The organism is Lelliottia jeotgali (genome assembly GCF_977070485.1).
In genome coordinates this window covers 1-17,699 of sequence record NZ_CDRVFO010000002.1, presented here as the reverse complement: position 1 = coordinate 17,699, position 17,699 = coordinate 1, and the positions used below count along the sequence as shown (strand labels likewise).

22 protein-coding genes and 1 tRNA gene are annotated in these 17,699 nt (G+C 61.8%); 6 read left to right on the top strand and 17 right to left on the bottom strand.

Annotation, left to right across the window (positions count from 1 at the left end; all coding sequences use genetic code 11):
* Nucleotides 1-2 precede the first annotated feature (2 nt).
* The 5 genes from pheS to thrS form a co-directional block, all read right to left on the bottom strand.
* Nucleotides 3-1,019: a phenylalanine--tRNA ligase subunit alpha gene (gene pheS / locus ACW4TB_RS02540; RefSeq protein ID WP_012313866.1), complete on the bottom strand. Its 1,017-nt coding sequence runs from the start codon at nt 1,017-1,019 to the stop codon at nt 3-5.
* Between the two features lie 110 nt (nt 1,020-1,129).
* A complete protein-coding gene (gene rplT / locus ACW4TB_RS02535; protein WP_003250671.1) occupies nt 1,130-1,486 on the bottom strand; it encodes a 50S ribosomal protein L20 in 357 nt (118 codons plus the stop codon).
* Nucleotides 1,487-1,514: 28 nt separating this feature from the next.
* Nucleotides 1,515-1,709, bottom strand: a complete 195-nt coding sequence (rpmI, locus tag ACW4TB_RS02530; RefSeq protein WP_012313865.1) for a 50S ribosomal protein L35 — start codon at nt 1,707-1,709, stop codon at nt 1,515-1,517.
* A gap of 60 nt (nt 1,710-1,769) precedes the next feature.
* Nucleotides 1,770-2,303, bottom strand: a complete 534-nt coding sequence (infC, locus tag ACW4TB_RS02525; RefSeq protein ID WP_042111930.1) for a translation initiation factor IF-3 — start codon at nt 2,301-2,303, stop codon at nt 1,770-1,772.
* A 17-nt stretch (nt 2,304-2,320) separates the two neighbouring features.
* Nucleotides 2,321-4,243 (bottom strand): threonine--tRNA ligase, encoded by a 1,923-nt coding sequence (gene thrS / locus ACW4TB_RS02520; RefSeq protein WP_012313863.1) that lies wholly within the window; start codon nt 4,241-4,243, stop codon nt 2,321-2,323.
* Between the two features lie 335 nt (nt 4,244-4,578).
* Between thrS and ACW4TB_RS02515 the strand changes: the two genes are divergently transcribed.
* Nucleotides 4,579-4,881 carry a hypothetical protein gene (locus tag ACW4TB_RS02515; protein ID WP_012313862.1) on the top strand — a complete coding sequence of 101 codons (303 nt, stop codon included), beginning with the start codon at nt 4,579-4,581 and terminating at the stop codon, nt 4,879-4,881.
* A 159-nt stretch (nt 4,882-5,040) separates the two neighbouring features.
* Nucleotides 5,041-5,253, top strand: a complete 213-nt coding sequence (locus ACW4TB_RS02510) for a cold-shock protein (RefSeq protein WP_012313861.1) — start codon at nt 5,041-5,043, stop codon at nt 5,251-5,253.
* Between the two features lie 176 nt (nt 5,254-5,429).
* Here ACW4TB_RS02510 and ACW4TB_RS02505 read toward each other — a convergent pair whose 3' ends face one another.
* Complete coding sequence (locus ACW4TB_RS02505) at nt 5,430-5,750, bottom strand: I78 family peptidase inhibitor (RefSeq protein WP_012313860.1); 321 nt, start codon at nt 5,748-5,750, stop codon at nt 5,430-5,432.
* A gap of 285 nt (nt 5,751-6,035) precedes the next feature.
* On the opposite strand from ACW4TB_RS02505, the gene ACW4TB_RS02500 reads away from it, so the two are divergent.
* Nucleotides 6,036-6,248, top strand: coding sequence for a hypothetical protein (locus ACW4TB_RS02500; RefSeq protein ID WP_012313859.1), 213 nt, complete (start codon nt 6,036-6,038; stop codon nt 6,246-6,248).
* On the opposite strand, the gene ACW4TB_RS02495 is transcribed toward ACW4TB_RS02500, so the two are convergent.
* The 7 genes from ACW4TB_RS02495 to ACW4TB_RS02465 form a co-directional block, all read right to left on the bottom strand.
* Nucleotides 6,220-7,227, bottom strand: a complete 1,008-nt coding sequence (locus ACW4TB_RS02495) for a nucleoside hydrolase (RefSeq protein WP_012313858.1) — start codon at nt 7,225-7,227, stop codon at nt 6,220-6,222. The genes ACW4TB_RS02500 and ACW4TB_RS02495 overlap by 29 nt on opposite strands.
* A 90-nt stretch (nt 7,228-7,317) precedes the next feature.
* Nucleotides 7,318-7,716 (bottom strand): D-ribose pyranase, encoded by a 399-nt coding sequence (gene rbsD, locus ACW4TB_RS02490; protein WP_012313857.1) that lies wholly within the window; start codon nt 7,714-7,716, stop codon nt 7,318-7,320.
* Complete coding sequence (gene rbsK, locus ACW4TB_RS02485; protein ID WP_012313856.1) at nt 7,713-8,621, bottom strand: ribokinase; 909 nt, start codon at nt 8,619-8,621, stop codon at nt 7,713-7,715. Before rbsK ends, rbsD begins: the two co-directional genes overlap by 4 nt.
* Before the next feature lie 9 nt (nt 8,622-8,630).
* Nucleotides 8,631-9,653 (bottom strand): LacI family DNA-binding transcriptional regulator, encoded by a 1,023-nt coding sequence (locus tag ACW4TB_RS02480; protein ID WP_012313855.1) that lies wholly within the window; start codon nt 9,651-9,653, stop codon nt 8,631-8,633.
* A 4-nt stretch (nt 9,654-9,657) separates the two neighbouring features.
* Nucleotides 9,658-10,653 carry an ABC transporter permease gene (locus ACW4TB_RS02475; RefSeq protein WP_455828222.1) on the bottom strand — a complete coding sequence of 332 codons (996 nt, stop codon included), beginning with the start codon at nt 10,651-10,653 and terminating at the stop codon, nt 9,658-9,660.
* On the bottom strand, nt 10,650-12,203 hold the full coding sequence (locus ACW4TB_RS02470) for a sugar ABC transporter ATP-binding protein (protein ID WP_012313853.1): 1,554 nt from the start codon (nt 12,201-12,203) through the stop codon (nt 10,650-10,652). Before ACW4TB_RS02470 ends, ACW4TB_RS02475 begins: the two co-directional genes overlap by 4 nt.
* Nucleotides 12,204-12,221: 18 nt before the next feature.
* Complete coding sequence (locus ACW4TB_RS02465) at nt 12,222-13,178, bottom strand: sugar ABC transporter substrate-binding protein (protein WP_012313852.1); 957 nt, start codon at nt 13,176-13,178, stop codon at nt 12,222-12,224.
* Nucleotides 13,179-13,519: 341 nt separating this feature from the next.
* Here ACW4TB_RS02465 and ACW4TB_RS02460 point away from each other — a divergent pair, with 341 nt between their 5' ends.
* Together ACW4TB_RS02460 and ACW4TB_RS02455 are read left to right on the top strand one after the other, a co-directional pair.
* The gene (locus ACW4TB_RS02460) at nt 13,520-14,608 is read left to right on the top strand and encodes an asparaginase (protein WP_012313851.1); all 1,089 of its coding nucleotides are present in this window, start codon (nt 13,520-13,522) and stop codon (nt 14,606-14,608) included.
* Nucleotides 14,609-14,774: 166 nt separating this feature from the next.
* Complete coding sequence (locus tag ACW4TB_RS02455; RefSeq protein WP_012313850.1) at nt 14,775-15,017, top strand: DUF1654 domain-containing protein; 243 nt, start codon at nt 14,775-14,777, stop codon at nt 15,015-15,017.
* A gap of 52 nt (nt 15,018-15,069) precedes the next feature.
* On the opposite strand, the gene dksA is transcribed toward ACW4TB_RS02455, so the two are convergent.
* The gene (dksA, locus tag ACW4TB_RS02450; protein ID WP_012313849.1) at nt 15,070-15,501 is read right to left on the bottom strand and encodes an RNA polymerase-binding protein DksA; all 432 of its coding nucleotides are present in this window, start codon (nt 15,499-15,501) and stop codon (nt 15,070-15,072) included.
* A 99-nt stretch (nt 15,502-15,600) separates the two neighbouring features.
* Here dksA and ACW4TB_RS02445 point away from each other — a divergent pair, with 99 nt between their 5' ends.
* On the top strand, nt 15,601-16,038 hold the full coding sequence (locus ACW4TB_RS02445) for a nuclear transport factor 2 family protein (RefSeq protein ID WP_012313848.1): 438 nt from the start codon (nt 15,601-15,603) through the stop codon (nt 16,036-16,038).
* 20 nt (nt 16,039-16,058) lie between these two features.
* Here ACW4TB_RS02445 and ACW4TB_RS02440 read toward each other — a convergent pair whose 3' ends face one another.
* The 3 genes from ACW4TB_RS02440 to ACW4TB_RS02430 all read right to left on the bottom strand — a co-directional run bounded on the left by ACW4TB_RS02440 (nt 16,059) and on the right by ACW4TB_RS02430 (nt 17,464).
* Nucleotides 16,059-16,484 (bottom strand): GTP pyrophosphokinase, encoded by a 426-nt coding sequence (locus ACW4TB_RS02440; protein ID WP_279928674.1) that lies wholly within the window; start codon nt 16,482-16,484, stop codon nt 16,059-16,061.
* Nucleotides 16,485-16,662: 178 nt separating this feature from the next.
* Nucleotides 16,663-17,235: an SPOR domain-containing protein gene (locus ACW4TB_RS02435; protein ID WP_042111322.1), complete on the bottom strand. Its 573-nt coding sequence runs from the start codon at nt 17,233-17,235 to the stop codon at nt 16,663-16,665.
* Between the two features lie 152 nt (nt 17,236-17,387).
* Nucleotides 17,388-17,464, bottom strand: a tRNA-Val gene (locus ACW4TB_RS02430).
* Nucleotides 17,465-17,699: the final 235 nt, after the last annotated feature.

Below are 17,699 nucleotides of genomic sequence, written 5' to 3'. Positions count from 1 at the left end.
GCCTAGCGGAATTGGGCTAAGAACCGCAGGTCGTTGTCGAAGAACAGACGCAAATCGTTGACGCCGTAGCGCAGCATGGCCAGGCGCTCGGCGCCCATGCCGAAGGCGAAGCCCTGGAATTCTTCAGGGTCGATGCCGGACATGCGCAGCACGTTCGGGTGCACCATGCCGCAGCCCAGCACTTCCAGCCAGCCGGTTTGCTTGCACACGCGGCAGCCTTTGCCGGAACACATCACGCACTGGATGTCGACTTCGGCGGACGGCTCGGTGAAGGGGAAGAACGACGGACGGAAGCGCACGGCCAGTTCTTTTTCGAAGAACACACGCAGGAACTCTTCGATGGTGCCCTTGAGGTCGGCAAAGTTGATGTCGCGATCGATCAGCAGGCCTTCGACCTGGTGGAACATCGGCGAGTGGGTGATATCCGAGTCGCAGCGGTAGACGCGGCCCGGGCACACAATGCGGATTGGCGGCTGGGTGGACTCCATGGTCCGCACCTGCACCGGCGAGGTGTGGGTGCGCAGCAGCATGTTGGCATTGAAGTAGAAGGTGTCGTGCATCGCCCGGGCCGGGTGGTGGCCGGGGATGTTGAGCGCCTCGAAGTTGTGGTAGTCGTCTTCGACCTCGGGGCCTTCGGCGATGCCGTAGCCGATATGGGTGAAGAACTGCTCGATGCGTTCGAGGGTACGGGTGATCGGGTGCAGGCCACCGGTAGCCTGGCCACGGCCTGGCAGGGTCACATCAATGCATTCGGCGGCCAGGCGAGCGCTGAGCTCGGCTTCTTCAAAGGCTGCCTTGCGTGCGTTGAGCACTTCGGTGACGCGCTCTTTGGCGTCATTGATCAGCGCGCCGACTTTCGGGCGCTCTTCGGCTGGCAGGTTGCCCAGGGTCTTCATCACCTGGGTCAGTTCGCCTTTTTTGCCCAGATACTGAACCCGGATCTGTTCCAGGGCATTGATGTCTTCAGCGCGCTCCACGGCCTCAAGGGCTTGGGAGACCAGCGCGTCCAGGTTTTCCATGTACAGACTCCAGATACGAAAATAGGGGAAGAGCTTTGAAGGCTCTTCCCCTATCGATGACGTTTTACACCCGACAGCGCAGAACGCTGCCGGATGATTGTCGTGGGTACTTAAGCCAGAACGGCTTTAGCTTTCTCGACAATTGCAGCAAACGCCGCTTTTTCGTTCACTGCCAGGTCAGCCAGAACCTTACGGTCGATTTCGATCGACGCCTTTTTCAGGCCAGCAATCAGACGGCTGTAAGACAGACCGTTGGTGCGGGCACCGGCGTTGATACGAGCGATCCACAGTGCGCGGAACTGACGCTTCTTCTGGCGACGGTCGCGGTAGGCGTATTGGCCTGCCTTGATGACTGCCTGCTTGGCTACGCGGAATACGCGCGAGCGTGCACCGTAGTAACCTTTAGCCAGTTTCAGAATTTTTTTGTGACGCTTACGAGCGATAACGCCGCGCTTTACACGAGCCATGAGTAACTTCCTCTATCTTTGACCAGAATTAACGAACGCGCAGCATGCGCGCGACTTTCGCGACGTCAGACGGGTGCAGCAAGCTGCTACCACGCAGTTGACGCTTACGCTTGGTCGACATTTTGGTCAGGATGTGGCTCTTGAAAGCGTGCTTGTGCTTGAAGCCGGTAGCGGTCTTCAGGAAGCGCTTTGCAGCACCGCTCTTGGTTTTCATTTTTGGCATGTTGGAACTCCGCATTCGATAAAATTACACATAATCATCAGGCCTGCCGTGCCCGGGAGATTACTTCTTTTTCTTGGGGGCGATGACCATCATAAGCTGGCGTCCTTCCATCTTCGGATGCTGCTCAACGGTGCCGTATTCGGCGAGGTCAGCTTCAACCCGCTTCAACAGCTCCATGCCCAGCTCCTGGTGGGCCATCTCACGACCACGGAATCTCAGAGAGATCTTGGCCTTGTCCCCATCGGTAAGGAAACGTACCAGGTTGCGTAGTTTTACCTGGTAATCCCCATCCTCCGTCCCTGGACGAAACTTGATTTCTTTGATCTGGATCTGCTTCTGGTTTTTCTTGGCTTCGTTAGCCTGCTTCTTCTTTTCGAAGAGGTGCTTGCCGTAGTCCATGACCTTGCAGACAGGCGGTACCGCGTCTGCAGAGATTTCAACCAGGTCCAGCTTCGCTTCATCAGCGATACGCAGCGCTTCATCAATCGAGACGATGCCAACCTGCTCGCCGTCTGCGCCAATTAACCGAACCTCGCGGGCCGAGATATTCTCGTTGATCGGGGCCTTCGGTGCAGCACGTTTATCGTTTCTCATTTCACGCTTAATAGTCATTACTCCGATTCTTGGCGACCACGCCGGGAAACCGCATGTGTCAGAAGCTCAACGAACTGGGCGACGGGCATGGAGCCCAGGTCTGCACCTTCGCGAGTACGCACAGCGACGGTTTGCGTTTCGACTTCGCGGTCCCCTATAACCAAAAGGTACGGGACCTTGAGCAAAGTATGCTCGCGGATTTTAAAGCCGATCTTCTCATTTCTCAAGTCCGACTTGGCACGGAAACCGCTACCGTTCAGAGATTTCTCAACCTGAAGGGCGAAATCGGCCTGTTTGTCGGTGATGTTCATGATCACGGCCTGGGTCGGTGCCAGCCACGCCGGGAACACACCGGCATAGTGCTCGATGAGCATGCCGATGAAGCGTTCGAACGAGCCGAGGATGGCGCGGTGCAGCATCACCGGGCGCTTGCGCGCGTTGTCTTCGGCGATGTAGCTGGCGTCCAGGCGCTCTGGCAGGTTCGGATCGTACTGCAGGGTACCACACTGCCAGTTACGGCCCAGGCAGTCGCGCAGGGTGAATTCGATTTTCGGGCCGTAGAAGGCACCTTCACCTGGCTGGTATTCCCATTCCAGGCCGGATTCGTTCAGGGCGTCGGCCAGTGCACCTTCGGCGCGGTCCCACAGCTCTTCGGAACCCACGCGCTTGGCGGGGCGGGTGGAGAGCTTCATGGCGACGTCGGTGAAACCGAAGTCCTTGTACACATCCAGAGTCAGTTTGATGAAGTCGGCGGCTTCTTTCTTCACCTGGTCTTCGGTGCAGAAGATGTGCGCGTCGTCTTGCACGAAGCCACGCACGCGCATGATGCCGTGCAGGGCGCCGGACGGCTCGTTACGGTGGCAGGCACCGAATTCGGCCAGGCGCAGTGGCAGGTCGCGGTACGACTTCAGGCCCTGGTTGAACACCTGCACGTGGCACGGGCAGTTCATCGGCTTGACCGCGTAATCGCGGCTTTCCGACGATGTGGTGAACATGTTTTCGGCGTAGTTGGACCAGTGGCCGGAACGTTCCCAGAGGATGCGGTCGACGACTTGCGGGGTCTTGATTTCCGAGTAGCCGTTTTCGCGCTGGACCTGGCGCATGTACTGCTCGAGCACCTGGTAGACGGTCCAGCCGTTGGCGTGCCAGAACACCATGCCCGGCGCTTCTTCCTGCAGGTGGAACAGGTCGAGCTGCTTGCCGATCTTGCGGTGGTCGCGTTTTTCGGCTTCTTCGATACGCTGGATGTAGGCAGCCAGCTGCTTCTTGTCAGCCCAGGCGGTACCGTACACGCGCTGCAGCTGCTCGTTCTTGGCATCGCCACGCCAGTAGGCGCCGGACAGCTTGGTCAGCTTGAATGCCTTGAGGAAGCGGGTGTTCGGCACGTGCGGGCCACGGCACATGTCGACGTATTCTTCGTGGTAGTACAGGCCCATGGCCTGCTCGTCGGGCATGTCTTCGACCAGGCGCAGCTTGTAGTCTTCGCCACGGGCCTTGAACACGTCGATGACTTCGGCACGCGGGGTCATCTTCTTGATGACGTCGTAGTCTTTTTCGATCAGCTGCTGCATGCGCTTTTCGATGGCGGCCAGGTCTTCAGGGGTGAAGGAGCGCTCGTAGGCGATGTCGTAATAGAAGCCTTCGTCGATGACCGGGCCGATGACCATCTTGGCGGTCGGGTACAGCTGTTTCACCGCGTGGCCGACCAGGTGGGCGCACGAGTGACGAATGATCTCCAGTCCCTCTTCATCTTTAGGGGTGATGATCTGCAGGGTGGCGTCGTGGGTGATCAGCTCGCAGGCGTCGACCAGCTTGCCGTCGACTTTGCCGGCAACGGTGGCCTTGGCCAGGCCGGCACCGATCGAAGCGGCGACATCGGCTACGGATACCGCGTGATCAAACGCGCGTTGACTGCCATCGGGAAGAGTAATAGTGGGCATGGCGCCTCCTCTCCTAGTGGTGACCCCTACCAAAGGTCACGTGGGTTGGGATGAGCCAGTACAAGATCCGACCTGCCTTCCTTCAAGGAAGCCTGCCTCACAGTGGCAGAAGCCTTTCGGCTTGCCAGGGGGACCTGAGTGACTGGAAAGTAAAAAGATAGTTGCAGGCTGCAAGTGTGTAGCTGCAAGCCGGGCATGCTAGCACGGGGGTTGCATGGCAGCGCAGAAATATTTGGAAATTACGCGGTAGCGGTGAACTTACACGGAAAATTTCCTATCAGACCTTGGGAAGCAACCTACTCTTGATGAGACCTTAACCCAAGGAGTGTCTGGTTATGCGAGTTCCGTCTCTTCTGGCCCTGGCGGCCGCTGGCGCCCTGCTGCTGCCCATGGCAGCCACCGCTGGCAACTTCCCTGCCGGCAAGGAGGGTGCCTACATGACGCAATGCAAGCAGGTGGCGCAAGGTCAAGGTGTCGACGCTGCGACTGCAGACAAGCATTGCTCGTGCGGCGCGCAAGCCATCAAAGATAATTTCACTGATAAGGAGATCGAAGACCTGGACAGCAATGACGGCGTTGACGCCAAGCTGATGCAGAAGGCACAGAGCGTCGTGCAAGCGGCCTGCAAGCCGAAATGAGCCATGCGCGGAGGGCTTTCCGGGCTTTATTTGCCCTGGATCAGCATCCTGCGAAGGTAAAAGACGCTACAGGCGCAGAATTAGACTATTATGGTGTCCGTGCTCCGTAGCCTCGGCCACATTGCACCACTGAAAATTAAATGTTCTGGAGATTCACCCATGTCCAATCGCCAACAAGGCACCGTCAAATGGTTCAATGATGAGAAAGGCTACGGCTTCATCACCCCAGCAGGCGGCGGCGACGACCTGTTCGTTCACTTCAAAGCCATCGAATCCGACGGCTTCAAGAGCCTGAAAGAAGGCCAGACTGTTTCCTTCGTTGCCGAAAAAGGCCAGAAGGGTATGCAGGCTGCGCAGGTTCGTCCGGAGTAATTCGGATAGCTGTAAAAAAACCCGCCCTTGTGGCGGGTTTTTTTATGGGCGTTTGCCAGGGCAGCACACGCCAGCCCTTCGTAGGAGCGGCCTTGTGTCGCGAAGGGCCGCTAAGCGGCCCCAGGCTTCTAGCGCCGCCGCATGAAATGCCGAGCAGTGTAGTCCTTGGAGCTGCATCAACCGCAGTTGACGCGGGTCACCTTGCCCTGCTCGTCCACATTCAGGTTGAGGCGTTCGGAGCGGTACTCCAGGGTCACCATGTCATGCGGCTTGAGGATACGGGCCATCTGCGAGCCACTGGCCTTGCGCGCCTGCTCAAGCAGTTCGGCACTGCCTTGCTTGCCAATGGCGAAATCGGCACCGCTGGCCTCGCAGCGGCCGTCGTTGCCTGCAGGTGCAGCCGGGGCGCTGCCGCCGCCAGAGTTGCCCCCAGTGCTGCAACCAGCCAGCACAGCAGCGACCAGCAAGGTTGCCAGGGAAGCACGGGTACGGAACATGAATCCTCCTAAATAGATCTGGGAACTGCCTGTTCCGACAGTTCCACCCTGAATTCGTTGCAAAACCGCCCAAGTCTGCCTGAACTCGCCGCGTGTAGCGAAAGCCAATCGTGACCGGATTTTGCACCACGCAGTTGGTTTGCTTGGGCAAGCTTTTTATTCTTAAGTCGAAGAGCCATTGACGCAAAGTGATGATTTACTTTAAGAAGTGCAGGCACAGTGCCTGCTGCGAACACCAGGGTCAGGTGTTCGCCCCTCCGCCACAGGCCCAAACGAGAGCCTTTCATGAGCCACCACAGCATCGACGCCGACATCAAGGTCAAATGGGCGGAGGGCCAGAGCGCCTATAGCCCCAGCACGCCAGAAGAACTGGTATTGATCGCCCTGGACCTGCTGGTGCGCGACCTGGGCAGCGAGGCGGCGCGCAACTTCATCGACCAGGTGTTCGAGCGCTACGCACCGCACGCCGCTATTGCAATCGAGCCAGGCGCGCGCTGAGCAGGTCGAAAAAGCCCTGGGCATCGCCCTCGCCCACCCACATCACGTTGGCCGGCTGCTTGAGCACGCCGTACCAGTCAGCGACAGTCTGGCCGAAGGTCGGGCCCTCGCGGCTGTCGACGCTGATGTGGATGCGCCGCCCGCTGAACAGCTCGGGCTTGAGCAGATAAGCAATGACGCTGGCGTCATGCACCGGGCCGCCGGGCATGCCGTACAAGTCCATGTCGTGTTTGATGTACGCATTCAGGATGTCTACCACGCGCTTGCTGGCCTGGTTGTTCACGGCTGCCAGCTGCTTGAGGCGGGCGTCACTGGTCAGCAGTTTGTGGGTGACGTCCAGTGGCAGGTAGGTCAGTGGCACGCCACTGGCCAACACCACCTCGGCGGCGTGCGGGTCGGCGTAGAGGTTGAATTCTGCCGCCGGGGTGATGTTGCCGCCGTTGAAGTGGGCGCCGCCCATCACCACCACCTCTTTGATGCCTTTGGCGATGTCCGGGCGCTGGATCAGTGCCAGTGCCAGGTTGGTCTGTGGGCCGAGCATGGCCACGGTGATGCTGCGGGGTTCGGCAGCGCCGAGGGTATCGACCAGATACTGCACGGCATTGCCCGGGGCCAGGGGTTTTTTCGGTTCATGCACCGGGACACCGGTCAGGCCTTCTTCGCCATGCACTTCGGCAGCGTAGATGGGCGCGCGCACCAACGGGCGCCCTGCTCCGGCGTATACCGGGATGTCTTCGCGGCCGGCCCACTCGCGGGCCAGACGGGCGTTGCGCGAGGTTTTGTCGAGGCGCACGTTGCCAGCGACGGTGGTGATGGCGCGGATGTTGAGCTCGCCCGGCGAGGCCATGGCCAGGAACAGCGCGACCACATCGTCGGCGCCGGGGTCGGTGTCGATGATCAGGTCGCGGGGTGCGGCCTGGAGCGTGGTGGTGGCGGCTGCGGCCATGAGGGCGAGTCCTTGTAGCAGGGGTTTGAGCATGGGGCACTCCTGTTGCCTTGGTGGTGAAGCGGTCGGGGCCGCTTTGCGGCCCATCGCCGGCAAGCCGGCGCCCACAGACTGGACTGGGAACTAGAAGGTTACGCCAGCTATGAGGGCGATATTGCTGTAGGGCTGGCACTCGCCGGTACGCACCACGGCGCGGGCACTGCGCGACAACACCTTGAATTGCTCATGGCTCAGCCATTCACGCTTGCCGAGCTTGCCGCGCAGACGCTCGATCTCGACCAGGCCGGGCGGCACGACCTTCTGCATCTCTTCGGCCAGCACATGGCGCTCTACCTGCATCTCGCTTAGCACTGCGCGCAGCACGCTGGCGAAGTCGGGAATGCCCGGCGTCAAGGCCAGGTCGATCAGTTCGACCCCTGGCGGCACGGGCAAACCGGCATCGCCGATCACCAGGATATCGCCATGGCCAAGCCCGGCAATGGTGCGCGACAGGGCAATGTTGAGCAGCGCGGTCTTTTTCATGGGGCCAGCTCCGCCAAGGTCGGGATCGAAGGCTGCGCACCGGCGCGAGTGACGGACAGCGCCGCAGCGCGTTGGCCGAAGGTGATCGCTTCACCCTCCTCCAGGCCGCGCACCAGCGCGGCTGCAAAACCGCCAACAAAGGTGTCGCCCGCTGCCGTGGTGTCCAGCGCTTTGACCTGCGGCGCCGGGAAGTGCCGGCTGCCATCTCGGCTGACGAACAGCGCGCCCTGCGCACCAAGGGTGACGATGACCTTGCCGGCGCCCAGTTGCAGCAGACGCTCGCCGGCACGGCGGGCGCTGGCCAGGTCGTTGACCGGCTCACCGGCCAGCGCCTCGGCCTCGCTTTCGTTGGGGATGAGGTAATCGATATGGGCGAACCACTGCGCGGGCAGCGGGCCGGTGGCCGGGGCCGGGTTGAGGATCACCGTCTTGCCCAGCTCACGCCCCCTGGCCAGAGCCCAGGCCACGGTGTCGGCGGGCACTTCGAGCTGGCAGATGACCACCTCGGCAGCCTGCAACAGTGCGTCGAAACGCTGCACGCTTGCCGAGGTCAGCTGGCCGTTGCCGCCGGGGATGATGACGATGCAGTTCTGGCTGGCGGCATCTACGGTAATCAGCGCCACGCCACTGGAGACGCCCGGGCACGCGCTCACCGCCTGGCAATCGATACCCTCAACCTCAAGGGCCTGGCGCAGCTGCTGGCCGTAGGCGTCATCGCCGACGTTGCCGACCATGGCCACGCTCGCGCCCAGGCGCGCCGCGGCCACCGCCTGGTTGGCGCCCTTGCCGCCCGGCACGGTGAAAAAGCTTTCGCCGGCCAGTGTTTCGCCTGCACGTGGCAGCCGCTCGGCGCGGGCCACCAGGTCCATGTTGAGGCTACCGACCACCACGACCTTGGCACTCATGGGCATTCCTTAGCGGTAATCATTGAACAGGTCCGGGCGCGGCCCGGTGGACTCGCGCAGCACGATGCGCGGGGCGACGATGCGTTGCTCTGCACCCTCGCGCCGTGGTGTGGCAATCCGTGACAGCAACAGCGCCGCCGCACTTTCGCCGAGCTCGCGGATCGACTGGCCGACGGTGGTCAGCGGCGGGTACACGTAGCGGCTCAGCTCGATGTCGTCGAAGCCGATCACCGACAGCTCGCCCGGCACGCTGATGTTGCGCTCGGCAGCCGCACGCAGCACACCGAAGCCGATCATGTCGTTGCCGGCGAAAATCGCCGTGGGCCGCTGGCCGTCGAGCAGTTGCCCGGCCGCCGCATGGCCGCCTGGGCTCGTGAAGTCGCATTGCAGGATGTGCGCCCCCTGCACGCCTACCTGCGCCTCGGCCATGGCGCGGTGGAAGCCGGCCAGGCGCAGCTGGCTGACCCCGGTCGCAGCAGGGCCGCCGATATAGGCGATGTCGCGATGGCCAAGCTCCAGCAGGTGCTGGGTGGCCAGATACGCGCCCTGCTCGTGGTCGATGCGCACCAGGTCGGCGTCGACGCCTTCCAGCGCGCGGTCGACGATGACCATCGGCGTGCGCACGCAGGCCAGGCTCTGCAGCAGGTCGCTGTCCTCGCCCACCGACGCCACCACCAGGCCGTCGATGCGTTTTTCCAGCAGCACGCGCAGGTAGCTGCGCTGCTTCTGCGGGTTGTCATCGGAGTTGCACAGGATCACGCAATAGCCGTTGCGCTCGCAGGCATCTTCAATGCCGCGCGCCAGCTCGGCGAAGTAAGGGTTGACGCTGTTGGGCACCAGCAGCCCGATGGTGGCGGTGGTGCGCGCCTTGAGCGAACGCGCCACGGCGCTGGGCACGTAGTCGAGTTCGACGATGGCCGCTTCGACCTTCAGCCGCACCTGTTCGCTGACCGGGCGGGTCTTGTTCAGTACATGGGACACCGTGGTGTAGGAAATACCCGCGAGTGCCGCGACGTCTTTGATGGTTGCCATGTTTTCAGTTCCGCCGGCCTGCTCGCCGGCTACGGTAGGTGTCGAGCACCACGGCGATGACGATGACCGCCCCGGTGATGATGCGTTTGGTGGGTTCGGAGGCGCCTATCTGTGCAAGGCCTGCGGCCAGCACCGAGATGATCAGCACACCGAAGAAAGTACTGATGACCGAGCCGCGCCCGCCCATCAGGCTGGTGCCGCCGATCACTACGGCGGCAATCGCCTGCAGCTCCAGGCCGGCGCCGGCATTGGGGTCGGCGGCCTCCAGGCGGGAAATCTGGAACAGCGCGGCCAAGCCTGCCAGCAGGCCCATCAGGGCGAACACCAGCACCTTGTAGGGGCGCGGGTCGATGCCGGCCAGGCGCACGGCCTCTTCGTTGGTGCCGATGCCGATCAGGTGACGGCCGAACACGGTACGGGTCAGCACCAGCTGGGCGAGGATGATCACCAGCAAGGCAATGATGAAGGCCGGCGAGATACCGTAGGCGATCGGGTTGGAGAACCAGGCGTAGGCATCGCCGATGTAGGCGGTGCGCGAGTCGGTGAACTGGTAGGCCAGGCCGCGGGCCATTTCCAGCACGCCCAGCGAGACGATGAACGACGGGATGCGCCAGGCCACCGTGACGGCGCCGGTGATGCTGCCGGCCAGCGCGGCGACGGCCATGCCGAGCAAGGCGGCCGGCAGCACGCTCCAACCCCAGCCGAGGATGGCCACGCTGACTGCCGATGCCGCCAGCGCCAGCACCGACCCCACAGACAGGTCTATGCCGCCGATGATCAGCACGAAGGTCATGCCCACGGCCAGCACCATCAGGTCGGGGATCTGGTTGGCGAGGGTGCTGAAGGTGGCGTACGACCAGAAGTGGCTGCTGAGCAACGAAAACAGCACGATCATGGCCAGCAAGGCGCCCGCAAGGCCCAGGTAGGTGCCGAGGCCGAAGTAGGTGCCGCTGCGGCGCGCGGGGGCGCGGGCCTGTGTGTCGAGAGGTGTGGTTTTCATGCATCCATCCTGGGCGCTGCGTCGTGCAGCAAGGCGTCACGTTTCTGGTAGCCGGCGAAGGCGGCGGCAAGGAGCTGGTCCTGGCTCCAGTGGTCGCGTTCGAAGGTGTCGATCAGGCGGCCGGCCGACAGCACGGCAATGCGGTCGCAGATCAGCATCAGCTCGCGCAGGTCGCTGGACACCACCACCAGGGCCTTGCCCTGGCGCGCCAGCTCGGCCAGCAAGCCATAGATGTCGAACTTGGCGCCCACGTCGATGCCGCGGGTGGGTTCGTCGAACAGCAACACTTGGCAGTCACGCTCCAGCCACCGGCCGATCACCACCTTTTGCTGGTTGCCTCCGGACAGTTCGCCGACCGCCTGGGCGGCATTGGCGCTGCGAATGCGCATGGCATTGATCTGGCGCTCGGCCAGAGCCTTTTCGGCGTCGCCGTCGACCACCCCGCCACGGGACAGCGCGGCGAGGTTGCCCAAGGCAATGTTGGCGCTGATCGATTGCGTCAGGAGCAGGCCTTCGCCCTTGCGGTCTTCGGTGATCAGGGCAATACCGGCCTTGACCGCCGCCTTGGGCGAGTCGATGGTCACCGCCGTGAGTGGCTGGCCGATTTCGATGCTGCCGCTGTCGGCGCGGTCGGCGCCGAAAATCAGCCGCAGCAGCTCGGTACGGCCGGCCCCAATCAGCCCGGAGATGCCGAAGATCTCCCCTGCCCTGACCTGCAGCGACACGTCCCGCACCTTGTCGCCGCGGCACAGCCGATCGACCTTGAGCAACGGCGCGCCGATCTGCCGGCGACCCAGGTCGATGTGTTCGCCCAGCTCGCGGCCGACCATCAGGTTGACCAACTCGGCGCTGCTGTAGCGCTGGATTGGCTCGTCGCACACCAGCTTGCCGTCGCGCAGCACCACGATGCGCTGCGCCACACGCTGGAGTTCTTCAAGGCGGTGTGAGATGTAGACGATGGCCACGCCGCGCTGGCGCAGGCGCTTGATCTGGGTGAACAGCAGCTCCACCTCGCGGGCGGTGAGCATGGCGGTGGGTTCGTCGAAGATCAGCACATGGCAGTCGCCGATCAGGTTGCGGGCGATCTCCACCATCTGCTGGTGACCGATGCCCAGTTCGCCCACCGGGGTGTCCGGGTCGATGGCGTCCAGGCCAACCTGCGCCATGGCGGCCGTGGCCAGTTGGCGCAAGCGCTTTTGGCTGATCCAGCCGAAGCGGCTGGGCAGGTTGTCGAGGAACAGGTTTTCGGCCACGGTCAGGGTCGGCAGCAGGTTGAGCTCCTGCATGACCATGCGCACGCCAAGGTGCTCGGCGGCGCTACGGCTGCCAGGTGCATAGGCCTGGCCGCGGAAGGTCATTTGCCCGGTGGTGGGCGTTTCCAGGCCGCTGATGAGCTTAGACAGGGTGCTCTTGCCGGCGCCGTTCTCGCCGGTCAGGGCCAGCACTTCGCCGGCGCGCAGGGCCAGGCTGACGTCGCCCAGCACCGGTTGCGCGTAGCTCTTGCCCAAGCCGCTGGCAGCGAGCAGCACTTCATTGGCCGTTACAGGCATGGCCATGTCTCCTGGCCGTCAAGGCTTGGTGATGAGTTCGACCGGGGTCTGGATGACGTTGTCGGCGTCCACGTTCGGCTTCTGGCCCTTGAGCATCTGCAATGCCGCCTGTATGCCGTACACCGCCTGCTGGCTGGCCGCCTGGTCGAGGGTGGCAAGCACGCGGCCATCCTTGAGCATGGGCTTGATGGCGTTGATGTTGTCGTAGCCCACCACTTGCACCTGGCCGGTCTTGCCGGCGGCGCGCACGGCCGAGACAGCGCCCAGGGCCATGCTGTCGTTACCGGCCAGCAGCGCCTTGAGGTCGGGGTATTCGTTGAGCATCGCGGCGGCGACAGCGTTGCCTTTGTCGATTTCCCAGTTGCCCGATTGCACCGAGACAATCTTCATCTGCGCCGCTTCCATGGCGTCCTTGAAGCCGGCGGTACGCTGCTGGGCATTGGTGGTGGTCGGCACGCCTTCGATGATGCCGACCTGGTCACCGGCCTTGAGCTTTTCCTTGGCCAGGTAGTCACCCACCAGGCGCGCGCCCTTGCGGTTGTCGGGCCCGACAAAGGGTACGCTGAGGTTCTTGCTCTTGAGTACGTCGGGGTCCAGGCGGTTGTCGATGTTGACCACCGTGATGCCGGCGTCCATGGCTTTCTTGATCACTGGCACCAGGGCCTTGGAGTCGGCCGGTGCGATGACCAGCGCCTTCGCGCCGGTAGCTATCATCTGTTCGACGATGCGGATCTGGTTGCCGGTGTCGGTCTCGTCCTTGATGCCGTTAGCCACCAGCTCGAATTCATTGGCGTGGTCTTTCTGGTAGGCCTTGGCGCCGTCTTCCATGGTGCGGAAGAATTCGTTGGCCAGCGACTTCATCACCAGGGCGACCTTGGGTTTGTCTTCGGCATGGGCGGCGGACAGAGGCAGGGCAAGCGACAACGAGGAAATGACGGCGAGCGCCAGCAGACGACCGGGAAACGGCAGTTTCATGGGAGATGACTCCGAATTTTGTGGTTTTTATCGGATCGCAAACGTTTGCGTTGGCTAACTATGGAAACAGGACGAGGTTTTGTCAAATCCGTTTCGCTTTTGCGCCTAGTCGCTCATGGCGCAGAGTATCTGGATTTTTCCGAAAAACCGAACAGGTTTTCCTAAGCTTGTTCGGATTGCCGAACCGATGGGGCCGCTGCGCCCCCATTGCCGGAAAGCCCGTGCCATAGGCACAGCGCCGCGCCGGGAAATTACAGCACTCCCTCGAAGATGGTACGAAAACTGCCTTGCACCCCTATGCGACACAGCAAAATCTCATATAGGAAGAGAGAAGAATAATTATGAATGCTGCACTGAAGACCTTCGCACCCAGCGCCCTGGCGCTGCTGCTGATCCTGCCAACCACCGCTTCGGCGAAAGAAGCTCAAACCCAACAGAAGCTGGCCAACGTGGTCATCCTCGCCACCGGCGGCACCATTGCCGGCGCCGGCGCCAGCGCTGCCAACAGTGCCACATACCAAGCGGCCAAGCTGGGCATCGACAAGTTGATCGCCGGCGTGCCGGAGCTTGCCGACATTGCCAACGTGCGCGGTGAGCAAGTGATGCAGATCGCCTCCGAAAGCATCAGCAATGACGACCTGCTCAAGCTGGGCAAGCGCGTCGCCGAACTGGCCGAAAGCAAGGACGTCGACGGCATCGTCATCACCCACGGCACCGACACCCTGGAAGAAACCGCCTACTTCCTCAACCTGGTAGAGAAGACCGACAAGCCGATCGTGGTGGTGGGCTCCATGCGCCCCGGCACTGCCATGTCGGCCGATGGCATGCTCAACCTGTACAACGCCGTGGCCGTGGCCAGCGACAAGCAGTCCCGCGGCAAGGGTGTACTGGTGACCATGAACGACGAGATCCAGTCTGGCCGCGACGTGAGCAAGGCGGTCAACATCAAGACCGAAGCATTCAAGAGCGCCTGGGGCCCGATGGGCATGGTTGTAGAGGGTAAATCGTACTGGTTCCGCCTGCCGGCCAAGCGTCACACCGTCAACTCGGAATTCGACATCAAGCAGATCAGCAGCCTGCCCCAGGTGGACATCGCCTACGGCTATGGCAATGTGACCGACACGGCCTACAAGGCACTGGCACAGAACGGCGCAAAAGCGCTGATTCATGCCGGTACCGGCAACGGTTCGGTGTCGTCGCGCGTGGTGCCGGCGCTGCAGGAGCTGCGCAAGGAAGGTGTGCAGATCATCCGCTCGTCGCACGTCAACCAGGGCGGTTTCGTGCTGCGCAACGCCGAGCAACCGGATGACAAGAACGATTGGGTTGTAGCGCACGACCTGAACCCGCAGAAGGCGCGGATCCTGGCCATGGTGGCAATGACCAAGACCCAGGACAGCAAAGAGCTGCAGCGGATTTTCTGGGAATACTGATTGCCGCATGACAAGGGGCTGGTGTACTGGCTACACCGGCCCTTTAAGCGGTTCCACTCGCCACAAATCGCCCACCCACAGCCCCCGCTTTTTACCTTACACGCAGTTGCGAAATCCCTTACAGTGAAATACTGTATGCGCATACAGCAAAACAAGGAAAAGCCCCGTGGCCAGTACCGCCCCCGCAACGCCGAGCAGTTATGAACTACTGGGTACGCGTATCCAGAAAATCATCAACAGCCCCACCGCTCAACGTAGCCGCGCCGCCCTGATCTTCCGCCTGGAGCAGGAGTCGCCCGACGACTGGGAAACCCTGCTCGAGGAGATCGCCGAGAACGACAACGTCACCCTCGCCCACCGCGACGATGGCGGTGTGCAGATTTTCTGGACGGTGCCGAAGGACGATTGACTGCGCAAAGTCCGCGGCAGAGCGCCAGGCGACAGAAAAGTGCAGGCAAGCTTCAGCCTTCTCGTATATGCCGCTCGCGCCGCTCTTGCCGCTCCTTGGCTTCGATGCTCAACGTGGCTGTGGGCCGTAATAGCAGCCGCCGCAAGCCGATGGGCTCGCCAGTCTCCTTGCACCAGCCATATTCCCCCCGCGACAGGCGCTCCAGCGCTTCGTCAATCTTGTCCAGCAGCTTCTTTTCACGCTCCAACAGGCGCAACTGCCACTGCCGCTGCTCTTCAACGGTGCCGAGGTCCGAAGGGTCGCTGCTGGGTTCGAACTGCCGCATCGCCTCGAACTCGCCCGAGATCCGATCCTGTAGCTCCTTGCGCTGTGACAGCAAAAGCGCGCGGAAGAACGCCTGCTGCGCAGCATCCATGTAGGTTTCATCGGGCAGAGACAGCAGTTCTTGTTCGGTCATGAGCACCTGTTCGAACTTGCGAAACATAGCGTAGGGCCTTCGATTAAATTGTTATGTTATAACACATGACAATTTACGATAGCATACCTACGCCATTTCCAATTTCGAACCCACAGGTAAGCATCCATGAGCCCAGCAACTACCTCGCCCGCCAGCACAGCCCCCTATGCCGACATCGAGATGGCCTGCCTGGCTGGGGCCAAAGCGGCGCTCTATCACTGGGCGGCCACTGTGGCCACCCGTGACGTCGATAAGATTCTGGCGCTTTACGCCTCGGACGCCATCTTGGTGCCCACCCTGTCCAACCAGGTGCGCGATTGCAACGACAGCCGCCGTAATTACTTCGAGAATTTTCTGGCCAACGATGGCCTGGTGTGTGACATCGAGGTTTTCAAAAAACGCGTCAGCCGCAAGCTCGGCACCGTGGTCATCGGTGGCTTGTACACCTTTGCCTTGCGCGAAGGCGATGCTCAGCGCGTGGTACCAGCGCGCTTTCTGTTCACATTCGAGAACATCGATGAACAGTGGCTGATCACTGGCCATCACTCGTCCATCGAAGCTTGAGCCCGAGTTCAGCTCGAGGCCTAGACCAGTGCCTGCAGGTAAGCGCTGGCCTGTCGATAACGGGCCAGCCGCGCCAGGTCGGCAGGGCCTGGGCAGGCGATGCGTGAAAGGTCGCTATTGTCGGCCAGGTCGGCCATTTTGACGGTACGCGCCAGTGGGTCGCAGCCCAGGCGCACGACGAAATCCTCGTAGCTTTCGCCATCACGCCGACTCAAGGCAAGCAAGGCGGCGAGGATCTTGAGCGTGAAGCCCTCGCGGGCAAGGTCGGAAAGTGTCAGCGGCGTGTCTTCGATCACATCGTGAAGCACGGCGACGATGCGCTGTTCGGGCGTGGACACCTGCATCATCACCCGCAGGGGGTGCAGGATGTACGCTGCACCGCCTTTGTCGTATTGCCCTTCATGTGCTTTGATGGCTACCACGATGGCCCGTTCCAGTGTAGACATGAGGCCCTCCCCGTTTCAGCAGTCTCCCAGAGCAAGCATAGCCCGGTCGGGTTACAGATGACAGGCGTCTGTTCCGGGGCTTTCACAGCCAGTGGGAAAAGGCGGCTCGCCTCTATGCAGGCACCTCAGTGCATGGCTCCCACAGAAGCCATACTACAAAGTGCACTGTGCGCTGTTATCAGCGCTGCGCTCCGTGCTGAATGACAACCGAATCCGTGCCCAGCTTGGCCATGACCTCTGCCTTGCGTGCCTCGGCCTCCTCCTTGGTGGGGAACGGCCCAAGCAGCACCACCGGCTTGCCATTGCGGTATTCGACCGAGGACGGGATGCCCTTCTCGATCAGGCGGGCGGTCATGTCGCTCAATGCGCCCATGTTGGCGCCCTGGATCACCTCGACATCCCAGCCTTGGGGGGCAGGCTGGTCGGCCAGGGCCTCGGCGCGGCGCTGCAACTCGGCGCCCCCGCAGATTTCGCGGATACGCAGGTTGTTGCCGTTGTCGTCGACGATAATGTCGTACTGGCCACCGTCACCCTTGATAGCAACGTAGCTGCGGTAAGCTTCGTACTGCCCGGCGTCGTCCTTGCCACGCACCTGGCCGCAAATGGTGCCCTTGGTGTCGATCCGCACGTTGCCGAACTTGGCGGTCTTAGGGTTGGGCAGGTGCTCGGCCACCTGTTTGTGCACACCTTCGACCTCGTTCTCACAGCCCACCAGGGCCAGCACTGCCATTACCACTGCCAGTTTGCGCACGCGTGTACCTCCCGTTTCGAAGCGGCGGATTCTAGCATGGCGGCCCATGGCCCGGACCGCGACCATACGTTACACCTTGCTACACACCGGACGCCCGTCGGACGCGCACAATGCAAAAAGGGCGATCCTGTCGGATCGCCCTTTCTGATATTTGGTAGGCACAATTGGACTCGAACCAACGACCCCCACCATGTCAAGGTGGTGCTCTAACCAACTGAGCTATGTGCCTGTCGTGTGGTGCGCATATTAGTCACCGAATGCGCACCTGTAAAGCGTTTTTTTCAAAAAAATCAAAAACTTTCAGAAGCCTGCCACATCTGTAGCGCCCGGCCTTTTAAAGAGGCGCACCAACAAAAAAGGCGACCCTTTCGGATCGCCCTTCCTGAGATTTGGTAGGCACAATTGGACTCGAACCAACGACCCCCACCATGTCAAGGTGGTGCTCTAACCAACTGAGCTATGTG